General features: G+C 45.2%; 16 protein-coding genes. 10 read left to right on the top strand and 6 right to left on the bottom strand.

The window, feature by feature from the left end; translation table 11 throughout:
- Window positions 1-73 precede the first annotated feature (73 nt).
- From mddA to J6I44_RS04550, 4 genes are all read left to right on the top strand, one after another.
- Window positions 74-862, top strand: a complete 789-nt coding sequence (gene mddA / locus J6I44_RS04565) for a methanethiol S-methyltransferase (RefSeq protein WP_265764811.1) — start codon at window positions 74-76, stop codon at window positions 860-862.
- A 74-nt stretch (window positions 863-936) separates the two neighbouring features.
- A complete protein-coding gene (locus tag J6I44_RS04560; protein WP_265764810.1) occupies window positions 937-1,614 on the top strand; it encodes a hypothetical protein in 678 nt (225 codons plus the stop codon).
- A 169-nt stretch (window positions 1,615-1,783) separates the two neighbouring features.
- On the top strand, window positions 1,784-2,752 hold the full coding sequence (locus J6I44_RS04555) for a hypothetical protein (RefSeq protein WP_265764809.1): 969 nt from the start codon (window positions 1,784-1,786) through the stop codon (window positions 2,750-2,752).
- Between the two features lie 51 nt (window positions 2,753-2,803).
- Complete coding sequence (locus J6I44_RS04550) at window positions 2,804-3,646, top strand: hypothetical protein (protein WP_265764808.1); 843 nt, start codon at window positions 2,804-2,806, stop codon at window positions 3,644-3,646.
- A gap of 341 nt (window positions 3,647-3,987) precedes the next feature.
- Here J6I44_RS04550 and J6I44_RS04545 read toward each other — a convergent pair whose 3' ends face one another.
- Window positions 3,988-4,809: a protein-L-isoaspartate(D-aspartate) O-methyltransferase gene (locus J6I44_RS04545; protein WP_265764807.1), complete on the bottom strand. Its 822-nt coding sequence runs from the start codon at window positions 4,807-4,809 to the stop codon at window positions 3,988-3,990.
- A gap of 122 nt (window positions 4,810-4,931) precedes the next feature.
- Between J6I44_RS04545 and J6I44_RS04540 the strand changes: the two genes are divergently transcribed.
- Together J6I44_RS04540 and J6I44_RS04535 are read left to right on the top strand one after the other, a co-directional pair.
- Window positions 4,932-6,587 carry a class I adenylate-forming enzyme family protein gene (locus J6I44_RS04540; protein WP_265764806.1) on the top strand — a complete coding sequence of 552 codons (1,656 nt, stop codon included), beginning with the start codon at window positions 4,932-4,934 and terminating at the stop codon, window positions 6,585-6,587.
- A 135-nt stretch (window positions 6,588-6,722) separates the two neighbouring features.
- On the top strand, window positions 6,723-7,448 hold the full coding sequence (locus J6I44_RS04535) for a hypothetical protein (protein WP_265764805.1): 726 nt from the start codon (window positions 6,723-6,725) through the stop codon (window positions 7,446-7,448).
- Between the two features lie 36 nt (window positions 7,449-7,484).
- Here J6I44_RS04535 and J6I44_RS04530 read toward each other — a convergent pair whose 3' ends face one another.
- Window positions 7,485-7,841, bottom strand: a complete 357-nt coding sequence (locus J6I44_RS04530) for a four helix bundle protein (protein WP_265764804.1) — start codon at window positions 7,839-7,841, stop codon at window positions 7,485-7,487.
- Window positions 7,842-8,005: 164 nt separating this feature from the next.
- Window positions 8,006-8,437 carry a PaaI family thioesterase gene (locus J6I44_RS04525; RefSeq protein WP_265764803.1) on the bottom strand — a complete coding sequence of 144 codons (432 nt, stop codon included), beginning with the start codon at window positions 8,435-8,437 and terminating at the stop codon, window positions 8,006-8,008.
- A gap of 133 nt (window positions 8,438-8,570) precedes the next feature.
- Here J6I44_RS04525 and J6I44_RS04520 point away from each other — a divergent pair, with 133 nt between their 5' ends.
- The 4 genes from J6I44_RS04520 to J6I44_RS04505 all read left to right on the top strand — a co-directional run bounded on the left by J6I44_RS04520 (window position 8,571) and on the right by J6I44_RS04505 (window position 15,114).
- The gene (locus J6I44_RS04520; protein WP_265764802.1) at window positions 8,571-10,367 is read left to right on the top strand and encodes an AMP-dependent synthetase/ligase; all 1,797 of its coding nucleotides are present in this window, start codon (window positions 8,571-8,573) and stop codon (window positions 10,365-10,367) included.
- Window positions 10,368-10,454: 87 nt separating this feature from the next.
- Entirely contained in the window at window positions 10,455-12,827 is a 2,373-nt protein-coding gene (locus tag J6I44_RS04515) for a 3-hydroxyacyl-CoA dehydrogenase/enoyl-CoA hydratase family protein (protein WP_265764801.1), read from the top strand.
- 125 nt (window positions 12,828-12,952) lie between these two features.
- Window positions 12,953-14,140: a thiolase family protein gene (locus J6I44_RS04510; RefSeq protein WP_265764800.1), complete on the top strand. Its 1,188-nt coding sequence runs from the start codon at window positions 12,953-12,955 to the stop codon at window positions 14,138-14,140.
- A gap of 110 nt (window positions 14,141-14,250) precedes the next feature.
- The gene (locus J6I44_RS04505) at window positions 14,251-15,114 is read left to right on the top strand and encodes an SDR family oxidoreductase (protein WP_265764799.1); all 864 of its coding nucleotides are present in this window, start codon (window positions 14,251-14,253) and stop codon (window positions 15,112-15,114) included.
- A gap of 176 nt (window positions 15,115-15,290) precedes the next feature.
- On the opposite strand, the gene J6I44_RS04500 is transcribed toward J6I44_RS04505, so the two are convergent.
- The 3 genes from J6I44_RS04500 to J6I44_RS04490 form a co-directional block, all read right to left on the bottom strand.
- Entirely contained in the window at window positions 15,291-16,145 is an 855-nt protein-coding gene (locus J6I44_RS04500) for a hypothetical protein (protein WP_265764798.1), read from the bottom strand.
- Window positions 16,146-16,230: 85 nt separating this feature from the next.
- The gene (locus J6I44_RS04495) at window positions 16,231-16,413 is read right to left on the bottom strand and encodes a PspC domain-containing protein (RefSeq protein ID WP_265764797.1); all 183 of its coding nucleotides are present in this window, start codon (window positions 16,411-16,413) and stop codon (window positions 16,231-16,233) included.
- 54 nt (window positions 16,414-16,467) lie between these two features.
- The gene (locus J6I44_RS04490) at window positions 16,468-17,151 is read right to left on the bottom strand and encodes a CDP-alcohol phosphatidyltransferase family protein (protein ID WP_265764796.1); all 684 of its coding nucleotides are present in this window, start codon (window positions 17,149-17,151) and stop codon (window positions 16,468-16,470) included.
- Between the last annotated feature and the right edge of the window lie 89 nt (window positions 17,152-17,240).

Below are 17,240 nucleotides of genomic sequence, written 5' to 3'. Positions count from 1 at the left end.
TTGTTCTACATGAAAGACAGGGATTACTGGCAATCGGTAGTCGAATAAATTTAGAACTAAAAGAGGAGATAAAATGGGTAGAATATTAGCATTTATCTATGGAGTTGTAAGCTATGGAATGTTTTTAGGAGCTTTTGGCTATGCCATTGCCTTTGTAGGTGATTTTTGGGTTCCCAAAACCATTAATTCAGGAGAGCCGGGGGCCTTTCTACCAGCGTTGCTCATCAATGCGGGGCTGCTAAGCCTGTTTGCTGTTCAACACAGCGGGATGGCGCGGCCGGGCTTCAAAAAATGGTGGACGAAGATCGTTCCCGAGCCGATTGAGCGAAGCACCTATGTACTGTTGGCAAGCGGGGTGCTTTTCTTGCTGTATTGGCAATGGCAGCCCCTCCCGGCACCAATATGGAGCGTAGAAAACGAGATTGGTCGGTGGATACTTTGGGGATTGTTTGGTCTTGGCTGGGGCCTGGTGGTCTATACTACTTTTTTGATCAGTCATGCCCATCTTTTCGGATTGACCCAGGTCCGCGATTTCATGAAAGATCGCGATCTATGGGAGCCAAAATTCCAGACACCGAATCTGTACAGCCATATGCGTCACCCCATGATGCTGGGCTTCTTTTTTGCCTTTTGGGCCATTCCTGAGATGACAGTAGGCCACTTGGTATTCTCCATAGCTACCACTGGTTACATCCTTGTTGCTCTGCAGTTAGAAGAGCGAGATCTAATTCAGGCGTTTGGTGATAGATACCGAAAATACCGCAAGGAGGTACCGATGTTTATTCCTCGAGCCGGACAGAAGTCCACTGTTGATAGCAAAGAGCAAAACACTGAACTCCTTTCTCAACCTTTTGACGAATGAATAAAATAAATCCCAACCTACAGCTAAAAAACACCAAACATTCATCAAATCTAACCTTTCAAAGCAATAGTACCATGAAACGACGAACACAGCATTCAGAAATAAGATCCTTTTTTGATCGATATCACCACTATATCCTAACGGGCATGTGCCTGCTGTTTATAGCGATATCCATGATCATCACAGGTTGTGATGTAACTGGTAGCGATAGTAAGAATGAAGAACAAAAAAGGGTAGAAGTTATCCAGCCTACCACCGATTATTCAGGATTAAATGCTATCAATAATAACGACGCCAATGATTCTTTTGCCTCCATGGGTAAGGCGGAAAAGCACAGAGGTCTGGCGAAGATCCGGCGGGCGACGGCCAGGTATCATGATGTAGATACAGCCATTGAGGATGGATTTGAACAGATTCTACCCTGTACGGAGAATCCCGAAGGATCAGGAGCGATTGGGGTAGTGTACGTAAATTTTGATCGTCTCGATCTGACCATCGACCTCAGGAAACCGGAGGTACTCTTCTATGAACCACAGCCAAACGGTGGTCTTCAATTAGTTGGTGGAGAGCCGGTAGTTCCAATCGATCAGTGGGATGAGGGCAATGATAATCCACCGTCGCTTTTTGGCCGGGAATTTCACAGAAATGAAGATCATGGACTCTATGGTCTTCATATGTGGATTTGGAAAGATAATCCGGAAGGTATGTTTTCATTCTGGCATCCCAATGTATCGTGTAAACATGCTCAGTAAGTGAGTATGTGTTCATACGCCATGAGCAGAAAAAGAGAACATAGTCCGGCAGCGTTCCATTTGGGGCCAAACCCTGAACGCCGCTGTAATGCTGCCAGGTTTATTAAATGACAACAGAATAACACAATTACTTATCCCCCTTACCATAATTCCAAAAGAGGAAGAACCAATGAAACAGAATATAAATAAAGCTCTCCATGCAGCTATAGACGGGCCGGAAATTCAGCGATTGAAGGTTTATGGCCATCACTGGAATGTTAAGCCGGCCAATATATTGCGTAGAGAGGGATCTAAAGTTACCATCGAGGGACAGATTGATCATAGTGTACTTGTAATGAATGACGACCACCTGTTCTATAAGTTTGTCTTTGAAAACGGCGAACTTAAGAAAAGAGAAATTAATATCGAAGCAGGAGGTTGGAGTCAGATCGCGGAATTTATTACTGATTCGATCGAAGTTTTGGGGTTCCCCGTTCCGCCTGATAAAATTGAAGAAATAGGGGACAAGCTTGACACAATGCAAAATGGTGAATGGAAAGTTGATATACAAAGGCTGGCCCTTCGCATTGCCCTTGCAGCTTATAAGCGGATGCACGGCATCACGGCCTATACAAAATCTAACTTTAAGGGAACCTCGCAAACCTTTACGCCGGGCGTCTATGAAGCCGATGATTTCTGGACGGTTGGCAACGACCGGATTACCTCCATTAAAGTACCACCCCGGATGAAAGTCCTTGTCTGCAGGCACCGCCCGGGTGAGGGTAAACCTGAAGAGTGCAAAGTATATACAAAAGATACAAATAGACTTGACCGAGAGGTGATGGGCGTCTCGTATCTGAGTGTTGAAGACCGGGATAACCCCAGCCGAGCACTCGTTATTGACGGCACAGAGGCCATGCGCACCGAATATGTCGTTGAGATTATCGAAGGATCCGGGTGGATACGGAAAAATGTCCGTCAGGGATCAGTCCAGGCCAGCGATAAAATATTCAATGACTGGACCACCGCACGAGGCGTCGTTGACGGCGGCAAGGATGCCTACACCTTTACAGGCAAATTAAAAAAGGTTACGCTGACAGGCGACAAGAAGAATATTGTAGTAAGTATTGATGGTGGACCGAAGCCAGCTTTAGTTTAGAAGAATCAACCGTATAGATGTTAATAAGAATGAAGACGTAGAATTATAATTATGGAAAGACCGAAAAAAATGGCACTTGATGAAAAATTTCGAGAGGCTGAAAGTCACATCAATCACGATTGGTCAACTCTGAAAATAGATAACAAGACAGAAGCCTCCCTGGATTTAGCCGGGGAAGTACAAACGATTAAGCCGCGTATTGCCCCTTCGCCACTGTCCGGATTTGAGTATGTACGCGGTTACGGCGTTTTCGCTTTGCCCTTTGATACAGGGCACGTATTGGCATTGCGGGTCTTTCCGGAGAACGATTTCGCTCCCTACAGCACAATTTGGCACTGTTCACCGGAGGGGGTATGGTCCATTTTTGCTGATACTCCGCGGCTGGATATCGCCTGCCCCCGCTACTACAGCGCTGCCGCGGCACATAACATTCATGCAAATATATCACTAAACTGGACGGGTCCAATGACACTCTCTATAGAAGTTGATGCCCCGAGGCTTGAATGGTGCGTCTCAATGACAACGACTCCACTCGTAAAATTGGTGAATGCCGTCAGTCAAGGAATTCCGGAGCGCTTCTGGCGCAGGCCCCTAATGTTAAAGGCCTTCGAGCATATAGCTGACCTATTATTCGATCTCGGGGATGTGACATTGTCTGGCAATGCCCCGAATGGTCATTTTGCCAAGGTAATGCCCATTCGAATGTTTCCAGTGGGATCTGCAACTGCTCGGTTGAATAATGAAGATTTGGGACAGCCCACGCGAAGTAAGGAAAATCCGTCTATTGGAGCGCTTCGACTGCCGGCGCGACCAGTTTTTGCCATTGGTCGTGCATATTTCGAGATGCAAGATCCAGATGAGTACCGTCAAACAGTGGCCGAACTAAGTTCCTAGGCAGCCTAGAGTCCGGCTGAGCCGAACGTCCATGGAGCATACTCACTTTTGGTCTGGATACAGAATTGGAAGGGACGTTTGGGAACTCTTCAAGCGGATGGAAAAGGCTTCTGAGGAACCCTGATGAGATTGCCAGGTTAGGGGTCGGAGCACAACACTCTTTGGATATGCCATGTCAATGACAGAACCCTGTGATTGTTTTATCAAGCCCCGAATATATAACAGCAAAATATAAAGGATATTCTGTCTTGGTAATCATTGCATTGTATATTGGAAGGTATTATTAAGGTTATCACAAATTTAAGATTTGCGGGCAGTCGAGAGGAATATCCGGTTAACAACTATTCGTCAACTTCTGATCCGTTTTCATCGGGGCCACCCATCATGGGAACAAAGCGAACAGGTAATTTTTTCTGTATTTCCACTTTCCCATTCTGATCTTTGGTCACTTTGGTAAGCATTTGTACCTTACCGGCTCTGCCGACCGGTGCCACCAGCACGCCGCCGGGCGCAAGCTGCTCAATAAGCGGCTGTGGGATCTCTTCGGGTGCGGCTGTTAGGATGATCGCATCAAAAGGAGCGTGCTTGGACCAGCCCTTGTAGCCGTCGCCGATCTTGGTTTTAATGGTGGAATACCCAAGCGAGTCGAAACGAGATTTGGCTTGTTGGCCCAATGGTTCTACAATTTCAATAGTGAATACGTTGGAGGTTAGCTCAGATAATACCGCAGCTTGATATCCACTTCCGGTTCCAATCTCCAGCACTTTTTCGCCTGCTTCCAGGTTTAGCATTTGCGTCATATACGCTACGATATACGGCTGAGAAATGGTCTGGTTATAGCCTATAGGCAACGGTCGATTCTGATAGGCATAAGATTGGTATTGTTTGGGGACAAACAAGTGCCGGGGTACCTGCCGCATGGCTTCCAATACCGTTGGATCAGTTACTCCTTTATTTTGAATACCCCTTTCTACCAATTGATGCCGTTCGTTTTTACGCTCAGAAAACCGAGGACGCTCCCAACGCACCGTGTCACTGATTGTTTCGGACTGCTGAGCCAAAACAGTATTATCTGTCAATTCAGACAAAGGAATTACAGAAAAGAGCAGGCTTATCATACATCCACCAATGAGAGCTGTTATCATGGTTAGAATATATTTCATCGGGCAGGTTTTATATTCTTTAGAAGTAAAACAAGAGACCCATCTTTTTTAGTTCACTTGCCTTTTCGATTGGCATAAACTAACATAGAAATACATCGGATAATAAATATTACCATCAGTATATGGACTTTCAAGAGCTTCAGGATAAAATTAGTCACGCTCGGAATCTGGAAACTTCATTACCTTCTTTGTCATTCCAAGATGTAAAAGAACTACTAAAAGCCCGATCGGAAGATTCAAAGAATTATATAAGCTATATCGATGGTGAGGGGAAAGAAACTAAAAAAAGCTATGTTGAATTTTATCAACATGTTCTCGGGTGTGCCCGCTTTTTACAACATCATGGGCTGAGCCGCGGCGACCGTATAGCCACGATTGCCCACAACCACTGGCATACCGTTGTTCAGTATTTTGCAGCCTGGATGCTGGGATTGGTGGTTGTTCCGGTAAACCTGGAGGAAGATGATGAACGCATTGCCTATATCCTGGAAAACGGTCAAATCGAACTGGCGTTCGTCCGCACCGAGTATAGAGATCGATTTCGCGGTATCCTGGAACAATATGACCAGCTTAAACACATCGAATGGATTGTTTGCGAGGGTGAGGTTTCGAACTTTACCAAAACCGGAGGTACACTTCAACTTGAGGAAGAATCCCTTTCAGAGTCAGATGCCCTCATTGTTTATACATCCGGCACGACCGGGAAGCCCAAAGGGGTCGTATTAACCCAACGTAACCTCTTGGAGGATGCGCGAGCTATTGCCCGATGGCATAACATCGACAAGCAAACTCGTATGATGTGTGTATTGCCGATTCATCACGTGAACGGAACGGTAGTAACGCTCCTGACACCATTCTGGGCAGGGGGATCTGTAGTGTTGAACCGTCAATTTAAGGTTAGTCAGTTTTTTCCGCTGATCAGAGAACATCAGGTTCATATAGTCAGCATGGTTCCTACCCTGCTTCAGTATTTGAATAACTTTTATAAGGAACAGGATGCCCCCAAGACAGTCCCGTTGCGGCACGTCATCTGTGGGGCGGGGCCACTGACCGTGGAAGTCGCCCAAATCTTCGAAGAACGCTTTGATATACCGATTGTTCACGGTTATGGGCTCTCGGAAACCACCTGTTATTCCTGTTTTGTTCCTGTTGGTATTACGGGAGAAAGACGTGATTTTTGGCACAGCCATTATGGCTATCCGAGTATAGGTATTCCAGTTGCTGCTAATGAGATGGCCATCCATGACTCAGAGGGTAATGCTTTGGGGGAAGAAGAGCGTGGAGAAATTGTTGTTCGGGGCGTGAATGTGATGCGGGGATACTATAACAACAAAGAAGCCAACGAGCATGCCTTCAAGAACGGCTGGTTTCGCAGCGGGGATGAGGGATTTTATGTAAATGATGAAAAGGGACGACCATACTTTTTTATTACGGGACGGCTGAAGGAGCTAATCATTAGAGGAGGGGTAAATTTATCGCCCCTCGAAATTGATGAGGTTATCAACAAAGCCCCGGGTGTCAAGGCGGGCATCGCCGTAGGCTTTGAAAATGATTGGTATGGGGAAGAAGTGGGAGCATACATTCAACTTGAGGAAGGAATGGAAGGTAAAGACGCTATTTTAGACTATTGTCGTGCGCATTTACCGTTTCCGAAATCGCCCAAAGTAGTTGTGATTGGGGATCAAATACCGGTGACTTCAACCGGAAAGTACCAGCGACGTAAGGTGACAGATCGGTTCCTAAAGTGGAAAAGTGTGCAGTTCCGTGAACATGAATAGGTAGCCTTGATTCTGGTATTTTGGAGTGCTGTACCAGAGAGGCACAATAAAACTTGCTCCTGATTTCGTTAATAAGTAAGCTATTGATAGAAAGATGTCGCTACATATCGGTTAATCAAATCATTGGAGGTAACTATGAGCGATTTACCACTCAATCTTGATCTGTTCACCCAGGTTCAATCCGACTTCGAAGTATCCCAGTATAAGGTTCTCGCAGGACTGAAGACTATTTCCGAGGACTTTCAAAAGAACAAGATATACCCTCACCTAAGTCATCTTATTAAGCTTCATGCTACGCTCAGTGATATCCTTGATCGTCTGCAAGATTTGAGAGACAAGTTTCCCAAACGGATCAAAAAGATTGATTTTGTTAACCAGGTTATTGAGCACGAGGTAGTTTTTGTCTCGGGTTCAGACTTGGCAAAAGTAGAAGATCTGATAGCATGGGCCCTGCCGTACCTAAAAGCAAAGATTGAGGAAGGCCAGACTATCTATGAGTTCGTGGATGAAGAGATACAGATTGAAGAGGTCGGTATTATCCCCAATTACACCGATGAGGGATACCTGTTCGTCCCTGATAATGAGACATCAAAACTTTTGCTGTTTCAGTACGAAATATCCGTCTTTGAGAGCTCCAATGATACCTATCGCTCCCTGAAAACGGCATTTTTAAAGGCATTGGAAAAAGGGCGTGCTCATTTGTCGCCAAACGCCATCAAACTGGATTTGATTAATGAAAACAAAAAAATGCCAAATCCGGCTACTTATGCTTTTAGTATTGATCTGCAGTTTCCTTTCAGGGAGACTATTTTTCCTATCACGAAACGAAAGCTTATGCAGCAACTGCATGCGGAATCTTGAGTGATGAGTCCTGAGTTTTGAGTAGTGAGCAGTCCATTATTTCAATTTAAGCTTGTTTGAAAATACATAAATCATTTTTTGGAGCTCATCAATCTCTTCACACAATTCTTTGTTTACAGAACTACTTATGTAGTCAAGGTTTGATGCAATTATTATTTGTGTTTCTAATTCGTAGGAAGAAGCATATGCAATACTCAAAAAACGCTTAAAATCTTTGTTAGTATTCCGTCCTGCTCCTTCCGCAATATTAGATCCAATAGAAACTACGCATCGACGAAGTTGCGAAACCAATCCATATTTCTCAGTTTTAGGAAAGGTTGAAGTCTCTTCATAAATTTTAGTTGCCAATGCTACGGCACGTTTCCAGATTTCTAAATCTTTAAATTTATTCATGATAATCGGTCTTTTTATAATTAATACTATAAGTAAGACCAATTAGTCAGCAAATCCTTACAAAAAAATTATCTCGTTCCTCGCTACTCAAAACTCAACACCCATAGTTCCCTGTTTATAACTCAGGACTCATTGCTCATACCTCAAGACTCATAACTCACTACTCACGACTTGTCCACAATCGCCAGCGTACACCGCGACACACACACCAGCTTATCATTGGTGTTGTAGATCTTTGTTTCCCAAACATGGATTTTACGCCCGCGTTGGATGGGAGTAGCTACGGCTTCAACACGACTCCCTTTTTTAACGGATCGGATGTGGTTGGCATTAATTTCGACGCCTACAGCTGTTTGCGAAGGATCTTTAAGATTTAGCCAGGCGCCTATTGAGACAAGTGTTTCGGCCAGGGCTACCGAAGCCCCGCCGTGTAGAATGCCAAAGGGCTGTATGGTGTTCTCATTTACGGGCATAGTAGCTTTTATTTCATCCTTCTTAAAGGAAGAAAAAGTAATGCCCAGCGCATGCCCCATATGTTTTTGCCCGGAATCTAAAAAGAGTTCTACACGTTCTTTGAGTTCTGGTTGGATATACATAAATATTGTTTTACCATTAAAAGTGTATCGAATGATAGGAAGCCGGTTACAGAAATAAAATTCAACTTTGAATTTATCTGTAAACGGCTAAATTATTATGTAGAATAACATTAGCGATTTAATAGGGAGTGTTATGATAAACAATTCAACAACTATTATTTCTGAAGTAGACAAGGGCCTGAAAAAGCATGACAAGGACGTACTTTTTGGGACCAAGAGGGATGGGAAGTGGATTGAGATGAATAAGCAGGAGTTCTTGATGAAAGTTCGGAACTTGGCCCTGGGACTCTATGAGTTGGGCATTCGGAAAGGTGATAGGGTTAGCCTGCATTCCGAAAATAGTTCGGAATGGTTAATATGTGATCAGGCCATCCTTTCACTGGGTGCGGTTACCGTTCCCATCTACACTACCCAGCCGGGTGAGCAGATCGAATATATTTTACAAAATTCGCAGACTAAGGCCCATATCGTATCCACAGATAAACTTTTCCGTGATACCAAACCGATAATTAAGAGCATTAAAACGGTAGAGGCGGTGATCAGTATCCTGGGATCTGAGCACAAGAAGTTGAAGGTATTTGAAGATATTCTTGCCAAAGGAGCAGCTAAGCACGAAGAAGAACCGGAACTTTTTGAAAAATTGAGGTCTGAGGTAAAGCCGGAAGATTTAGCGACTCTTATTTATACATCAGGCACAACAGGAGCTCCGAAGGGGGTAATGCTGTCTCATCAAAATATAGCCACCAACCTTGTGGCTTCCCGAGAGCGTGTACCTTTTGATGAAGAGGTAGAAGAAGGGCAGCGTATGTTATCTTACCTTCCGCTGTCGCATGTGTTTGAACGATTGATTACCTACCTCTATTTACGCATGGGATACCCTATTTACTATATTGAAGAGGTCGATCAGATACGAGAAGATTTTGAAACCATAAAGCCCTATCATTTCGCTACCGTCCCACGACTGCTCGAGAAAGTGCATACCGGGATCAAGGTGAAGGGACAGGAGATGAGCGGTCTGAAGAAAAGGCTCTATTATTGGGCCATAAATCTTGCCGAAAACTATGATCCTGAACATCCGCCTACCGGATTGGGAGCACTAAAACATAAAGTTGCGGATAAATTGGTGTACTCTAAAATTCGCGAGCTTTTTGGAGGCAAACTTTTTGGAATTGTAAGCGGTGGAGCTGCTCTGTCACCGGTACTGTTCCGTTTCATGAATGCGCTGGGCATCATCTGCCTGCAGGGATATGGGCTGACGGAAACATCGCCGGTACTGTCGGTTCATGACAAGGAGCACCTGAGAGTAGGCAGTGCCGGGATGCCATTATCCAATGTGGAAATTAAAATTGCAGACGATGGTGAGATTTTAGCCAAAGGTCCAAATATTATGAAAGGCTATTACCAAAATCAGGAAAAGACCGATGAAGTTTTTACTGAGGATGGTTGGTTTAAAACTGGTGATGTTGGAAAGTTAGAAGATGGATACCTCTTTATTACCGATCGTAAGAAATCGGTATTCAAGCTCTCCACCGGTAAATATATTGCGCCCCAGATTATAGAGAATCGGTTAATTGAAAGCGGGTATATCGACCAGGCAGTTGTAATTGGATATCAGCGTAAGTTTTGTTCGGCATTGATTGTTCCTAACTACGAGAACATAAGAAAAAGGCTGAATGCCACCATTTCGGAGGATAATCAGAGCAGAGATCCAAAGGTGCTCAAGCTTGTGCAGGAGGAAGTGGATAAAGTGAATAAGAATTTATCTCCCTGGGAGACCGTCAAAAAGTTTGTCTTGTTAGAGGAGCCCTTCACCATTGAATCTGGTGAATTAACGCCCACGCACAAGGTTAAGCGACCCAAGGTGAAGGAACATTACGAGGCAGAAATTAATTCAATGTATGAGGATGTAGAAGAACGGGAGGAGGAATAAGAAAAAGTAATCAGAATTCGGTAGTCAGAGGAACTGATCCTGTATCCTGTCATCTGACTCCTTAATCCCCAAACAAATTTGACTTACATGTTAAACAAAAGATATTCTATTCAGAAAGTAGCCGTGTTAGGTTCTGGTACGATGGGCAGCCAAATAGCAGCCCACTGTGTAAATGCTGGCTTACAGGTATGGCTGCTCGATTTAAAGGGTGAAGAGAGCGACAATCCCAACCAGCGAGCGGTGGATGCCATTAAAAAGCTTGGAGAAATGAACCCTTCGCCGCTTGGCAATAAAAGTGATGCGACCAAAATACAACCGGGCAATTTCACGGACGATCTGGATATCATCCAGGAAGTGGATTGGGTCTGCGAGGCCATCATTGAAAAGATGGATATCAAGAAGCAGATGATGAGCGATATCGAGGAGGTCAGAACAGCTGATACCATTGTAACTTCCAACACTTCGGGCTTGCCTATTGGCGAGATCAGCGAAGAGTGTTCGGATGAGTTTCGGAGCCATTTTTTGGGGACCCACTTTTTTAATCCACCGAGGTACATGAAGCTCCTGGAAGTAATACCTACTACCTCCACTGCTGAAGAGGTGACGGAATTTATGTCTGGTTTCTGTGAAAAGACGCTGGGTAAGGGCGTGGTGCGTTGTAAGGATACGCCAAATTTTGTGGCCAATCGTATCGGTATTTTTTCGATGGCCAGTATTATGCCTCATTTCTTTGATAGGGATTTCCGTGCCGAAGAAATTGATTACCTGCTGGGTACCCTCACAGGGTACTCCAAAGCTGCCACTTTTCGTACGGCCGATATGTCTGGTCTGGATATTATTCACCATGTAGCGACCAACTTACATCCGTCAATACCAGATGACGAGCGGCGCGAGGTGTTTGAGTTGCCAGAGGGGTTCAAGAAAATGATCGAGCAGGAAAAATTTGGTAACAAGTCAGGCGAGGGATTCTATAAAAAAGTTCGTACGGATTCGGGTAAAGAGTACAAAGTTATTGACCCGGATTCGATGGAATACAAGTCGCAGATGAACCCTGAATTTAAAAGTGCTTCAAAAGCTGAGAGGAAATTTGATACCCCGGAAGAGCGGCTCCGTTTTTTAGTACAACAGGATGATGATGCGGGGGAATTTATCTGGGAAATTCATTGTGATCTGCTGCTTTATGCCGCGAACCGTATTCCGGAAATTACGGATTCGGTTGAATCCATCGATTGCGCTATGAAGTGGGGCTTTAACTGGGAACTGGGGCCTTTCGAACGCTGGGATGCCATTGGTGTTCGCGAATCCGTGGAACGGATGCAGGAAGAGGGACGAGAGGTGCCCGATTCCGTGTTGCAGATGTTGAAATCCGGTCGTGAGCAGTTTTACGACCAAGAAGATCGCACCGTTTATAACTTGGCTTCTGGTAAGATCGAGCCGTTGACGCCTCCGGCCAAAGGCGCCATCCAGATTGCTGCCCTTAAGGCTGAAGATAAAGAGGTCTTTGGAAACAAGAGTGCGGGCCTTTATGATCTGGGAGATGGCGTAGCACTATTTGAGTTTCGAACCCGGAAACAAACGCTGGGCTTTGAACTTGTGCAGTCTCTGGACAAAGCCTGTGATATTGTTCGAGATCAATTCGATGCACTGGTTATCAGTCATGATAATGAGAACTTTACCTATGGCGCCAACCTGATGGAGGCGATGGGAACCTGGCAGAAAGGAGAGAAAGAGCGAGTGAAACAGGCCGTACAGAATTTTCAGGATGTGGCGGTTGGCTTGCGTTACCAGCCCTTTCCGGTTATTACTGCTCCCTTTGGACGATCCCTGGGAGGCGGCGTGGAGTTTATGTTGTATGCTGATAAGGTGGTTGCTCACTATGAGCTCTATGCGGGGCTCGTGGAAGTGGGGGTTGGACTGCTTCCTGCCGGCGGAGGCACCACGGAAATGCTGCGCCGTGCGATGGATCAGGTGATTGGGGATGAGCAGGTGGACCCCTTGCCCAATATCAAAGAAGTTTTTAAGACGATTGGCATGGCTAAAGTCTCGGATGGAGCACCCAAGGCTCGGAAATATCACTACCTGAAAGATTCGGATGCAGTAATCATGAATCGAGATCTACTGATTGCCAACGCTAAAGCAGAGGCTAAACGCATGGCAGATGCTGGGTATCATCCACCTCAAAAGCCATCTATGAGGGTACTAGGCAAGACCGCTCTGAGCTCTCTGCGATTAATGCTCTACATCATGCACGAAGCAAAGTTTATAACTGACTACGATAAAGTGGTGGCAGATAAAGTGGCTTATATTATGAGTGGAGGTGATCTGAGCGAGCCGCAAGAGGTTCCCGAGGATTACCTGCTCAAACTGGAGCGCCAAGCCTTTTTAGAACTTCTGGAAGATGAACGAACCCAGGCCCGTATTGAACATATGCTCAAGAAAGGAAAACCATTGAGGAACTGAGGAATCAGTATTCAGTTGTCTGGGTTCAGTAGTTGTTTAATTCGGAATTCTGACTCCTGAATTCAACAAATTATTTATTCGCTTTGAAAAGTCTGTAATAACTTTCTACTTAATACTTTTGACTTATGACTACCAATGATGCCGTAATTGTAGCTGCTGCACGAACACCGACCGGGAAAGCCAATAAAGGATCGCTTCGTTTTACACCTCCTGATAAACTTGGGGGAGAGGTCATTAAAGCACTGCTGGAGCGTGCCCCTAATCTACAACCTGAAATGGTTGATGACGTCATCATGGGCTGCGCTTTTCCGGAAGCGTCCCAGGGATTGAATATGGCTCGTCAATGCGCGGCACTCGGGGGACTCCCGCCGTCGGTACCGGCCGCAACCATGAACCGATTTTGCTCATCCGGATTACAGACCATTGCACAGTCGGCCGAGCGTATTATGGTGGGCGGAGCCGATGTGGTCATTGCCGGCGGGGTAGAGTCGATGTCGATGGTGCCCATGGGCGGCTATGTGGTTCATCCAAATCCGGAGTTGGTGGATAATTACCCGGAAATGTATATCAACATGGGACTGACGGCAGAAAATGTAGCCGAAAAATATGGTGTCAGTCGGGAAGATCAGGACGCCTTTGCCTATCAAAGTCACCAGCGAGCCATCAAAGCATGGGACGAAGGCTATTTCAAAGAGCAGATAACTCCGATTGAAGTTCATGAAAAAAAGGTGACCGCCGGTGGGGAAGTGGAAGAATCTGAATTTATATTTGATACGGATGAGGGCCCTCGGTCCGATACTTCCGAAGAAATACTGGCCAAGCTTAACCCGGTTTTTAAGCAGGGAGGGACTGTTACGGCAGGAAATTCTTCGCAAATGAATGATGCAGCCGCGGCCGTCATCGTGATGAGCCGCGAAAAGGCCGAGGAATTGGAGCTGGAACCCATTGCCCGCTACGTGGGATTCTCAGTAGCTGGAGTTCCACCGGAAATTATGGGTATTGGTCCAGTTGAAGCGGTACCCAAAGTGCTTGGTAAAACGGGCATGGATTTGGGGGACATTGACTTGATTGAGCTTAATGAAGCCTTTGCCGCTCAGTCATTGGCAGTGATCCGCGAATTAGGACTGGATGAGGATATCGTCAATATAAACGGTGGAGCCATTGCCATGGGACATCCGTTGGGATGTACCGGAGCGAAGCTTACGACCCAAATTTTGCATGACTTGAAGAGACTGGATAAACGCTACGGATTGGTCACCATGTGCGTGGGCGGCGGCATGGGCGCAGCCGGAATCTTCGAAAATTTAAGTTAAATAGAAATAGAACACAGATTTTGCGAATTGGGCGGGTTCACACAGATAAACTAATCCGTGGAGATCCGTAATACCTGTACGATCCGTGTTCTATAAAATTTAGTTTGTTTATGTTTACTTCGGATACGTTATCAGAGCAGACCATTTTAATTACCGGAGGAGGTAGCGGCCTTGGATTGGCGATGGCCAAGAAGTTTGCTGCTTTGGGAAGCAATATTGCTATTTGCGGGCGTACGAAAGAGAAGTTGAAAAAGGCGGCCAAAGCTATCTCCGAAGCGGGAACAGGTGCTGTTGAAGTAAGGTATTATGAGGCAGACGTTCGTGATCATGATCGAATTCAAGAAATGATTGTCCAAATTGTGTCCGATTTTGGTCGCATGACCGGCTTGGTGAATAATGCGGCCGGGAACTTCCTTTCTGCTTCCGAGGATCTGTCCCCGGGTGGGTTTAAGGCTGTTGTGGATATCGTTTTACACGGCTCTTTCAACTGTACGCATGCGTTTGGAAACTACCTGATAGATGAAGAGCAGGAGGGAAACATCCTGAATATGGTGACCACCTATTCCGAATCCACTGGCTCAGCTTTTGTTTTACCCTCAGCTTGTGGCAAAGCAGGGGTATTGGCGATGACGCGTTCACTGGCCTACGAATGGGCGACCTATGGCATCCGGTTGAATGCCATCGCTCCCGGACCTTTTCCGACCAAGGGAGCGTGGTCCCGGTTAGTGCCAGACGAGGATGCTGAAGAGCAGTTTCTTTCCAAAATTCCGGCCAAACGGTACGGTGACAAAGAAGAGTTAGCTAATTTAGCCGCTTTCCTGATGTCAGACATGGCTCCGTATATAACGGGTGAATGTGTGGTGATAGATGGTGGAGAACGCCTGGGAGCCGGACAATTTAATTTTATCGATAAACTGGCCCCCAGAGAAAAGCTCAAGCAGTTTTTTAAAGCCATGCATGAGAAGGGCAGTTAGCGGTGAAACAGTAGGTCAGTGATCAGTACAACAGAGTAGTGCGGAATACGCGTTACGAAAAACGGATATTTAAAAAGTGAGAAGCAGTGGGCAGTTGGCGGCAGGCAGTGAGAAGTATCAAATAGAATCTCAAAATTAATCTTTGACACCAAGCTCAGAAATACCCAGCCTGCTAACTATATCCTGCTCAGGCGCTTATTAATTTTGTCCAGTGTTTGCGTCAACTCCATGAGATGGTATCCGTTATAAATCGTAGGCCTTTTGAGCTGAATCGATTTGATGAATTCCATGGCTGCTAACTCTGCCGCTTTGGATGCATCAAAAGATTGCCTGTTAAAGTATAGGTGTTTGCTTTCATTTTCTTCTCCAAGGCGAACCGTCTGTTCTAAAACATCACAGTCTGTAAGATAGTTATGGTCTGCAGCAATACGATGATGCCTGGAAGCAAATGCTGCAGCATTCACGCAAATATTAGCGGTCGCCCCACTGTCAAATCGGATAAGCAGATGTAAGGTATGAGGCTTTTGGCTTTGAAAAGTTACGGTATTCAAGTCGATATGATGAACAGCCCCATTGATCCATCGCAAGCAAAAAGCAAGTTCATTGGTCCACAGATGGTCAAAGCTGGAATCGGACTCCAACTGCTCGCTGTGGGTTATATCTCGGTTAATTTGTATAAAAGAAGGCTTTGTAATCTTTTTAGCCATCCATTTGGAGGCGGGTGTGAGGGTCGGCCAGTGGGAAAATTGCAGGCGAACATTGGCTTCCTGTGAAGCATGATAGACCTGGTTGGCAAGTTTACTGTCAGAAGTAGGGAGAGGAGCTATTAAAAAGGTATGTAGTCCTTGTTTTACGGCCTCAAGCACATGGTTGAGGCGGTTGTCAGAATTATCAAGTAAAAAACAGGCATCAATTGAATTCAGGCTGTTTAATTGGGGCACAATAACCACCTCGGTTACTGACTGATGGATACGTAAATGATTTTCCCATGCTACAGCCTGTTCGGCGGGACCTACAATTCCAATTTTCATAATCTAATCCATTCTGTTTGCTTAATGGACTATAATTATGAAATAGGAGTTTATTTTCAAAACCTATTCTACCAATGAGTTAAAATTAATCCGGCATCACAATAGCAAGAATGAAGTATAACAATATGGGGCTACCCCAGCCTAAGAATGTTAAAATAACAAATATAATGCGAACGATCGTAGGATCCCAGCCCAGATATTCTGCAATGCCTCCGCAAACACCGGAAATCATGCGATCGCTGTGTGATTTTCTTAATCGAGCTCCCATAGAAGTAGGTTTAGTTCATTGTATGCTTGTTTCTGATAGAATCATACGGATGAATCAGACAGATGTTTCAGTTGTTTTAATATTTAAGTAAAAAGAAAGTCCAAAATAATAAAAGGGAAAAAGAAAGGAGGTGTAGATCAAGAGCGGAGATGATTCGTCGAAGAAGTATATTAAAGCAAGAAATTGAAGTACAAACAAAGCACCGAGGAAAAGCGTGACCGGACGGAGAAATGGGGTACGTGTGGGATAGACAAATTTAACGGGCAAAAATGTTGTAAAAGCGAATATCAGCAGGATAGCAGAGGCGAATATCACGGGTAGGTTAAGGACAAAAAGATAAAAAACGACGATATTCCAATAGGAAGGGAAACCAAGGAAAAAATAATCATCAGTCTTGGCCCGTGCATTTGAGAATCCAAAAGCACTGGCAATAGCACATATAAGAAGCACCCAGATAGGAAGCTGCATGGTTACATAGACCCAGAGGAGGGGGGCGGCAGTCCAGGTGAGGAAATCGATAACATTGTCCATTAGTGCACCGTCTATAGCCGCCGCATGTTGCTTGGTTTGGAAAAGCCGGGCTAAGGCTCCGTCCACGGAATCGACAACGGCTGAGGCCACGAGCACCCACAGAGCGTTTTGATAAAAGCCATCATAGATAAGGATGAGCGACCATAATCCCAATGCTGCTCCCGATGCTGTAAATAAATGAACGCCGTACGCCGCAATTTTTTTCACGAAGGATTGAGTAAGCCGTTATAATTCTTATCTGTAACTATTCCTTAATAAAATAAAAAAAGCGGAACCTATGAAGCTCCGCTTTAAAA

The sequence above is a fragment of the Fodinibius salsisoli genome (genome assembly GCF_026229185.1).
Taxonomy (GTDB): domain Bacteria; phylum Bacteroidota; class Rhodothermia; order Balneolales; family Balneolaceae; genus Fodinibius; species Fodinibius salsisoli.
This window is presented reverse-complemented; position numbering and strand designations above follow the sequence as displayed.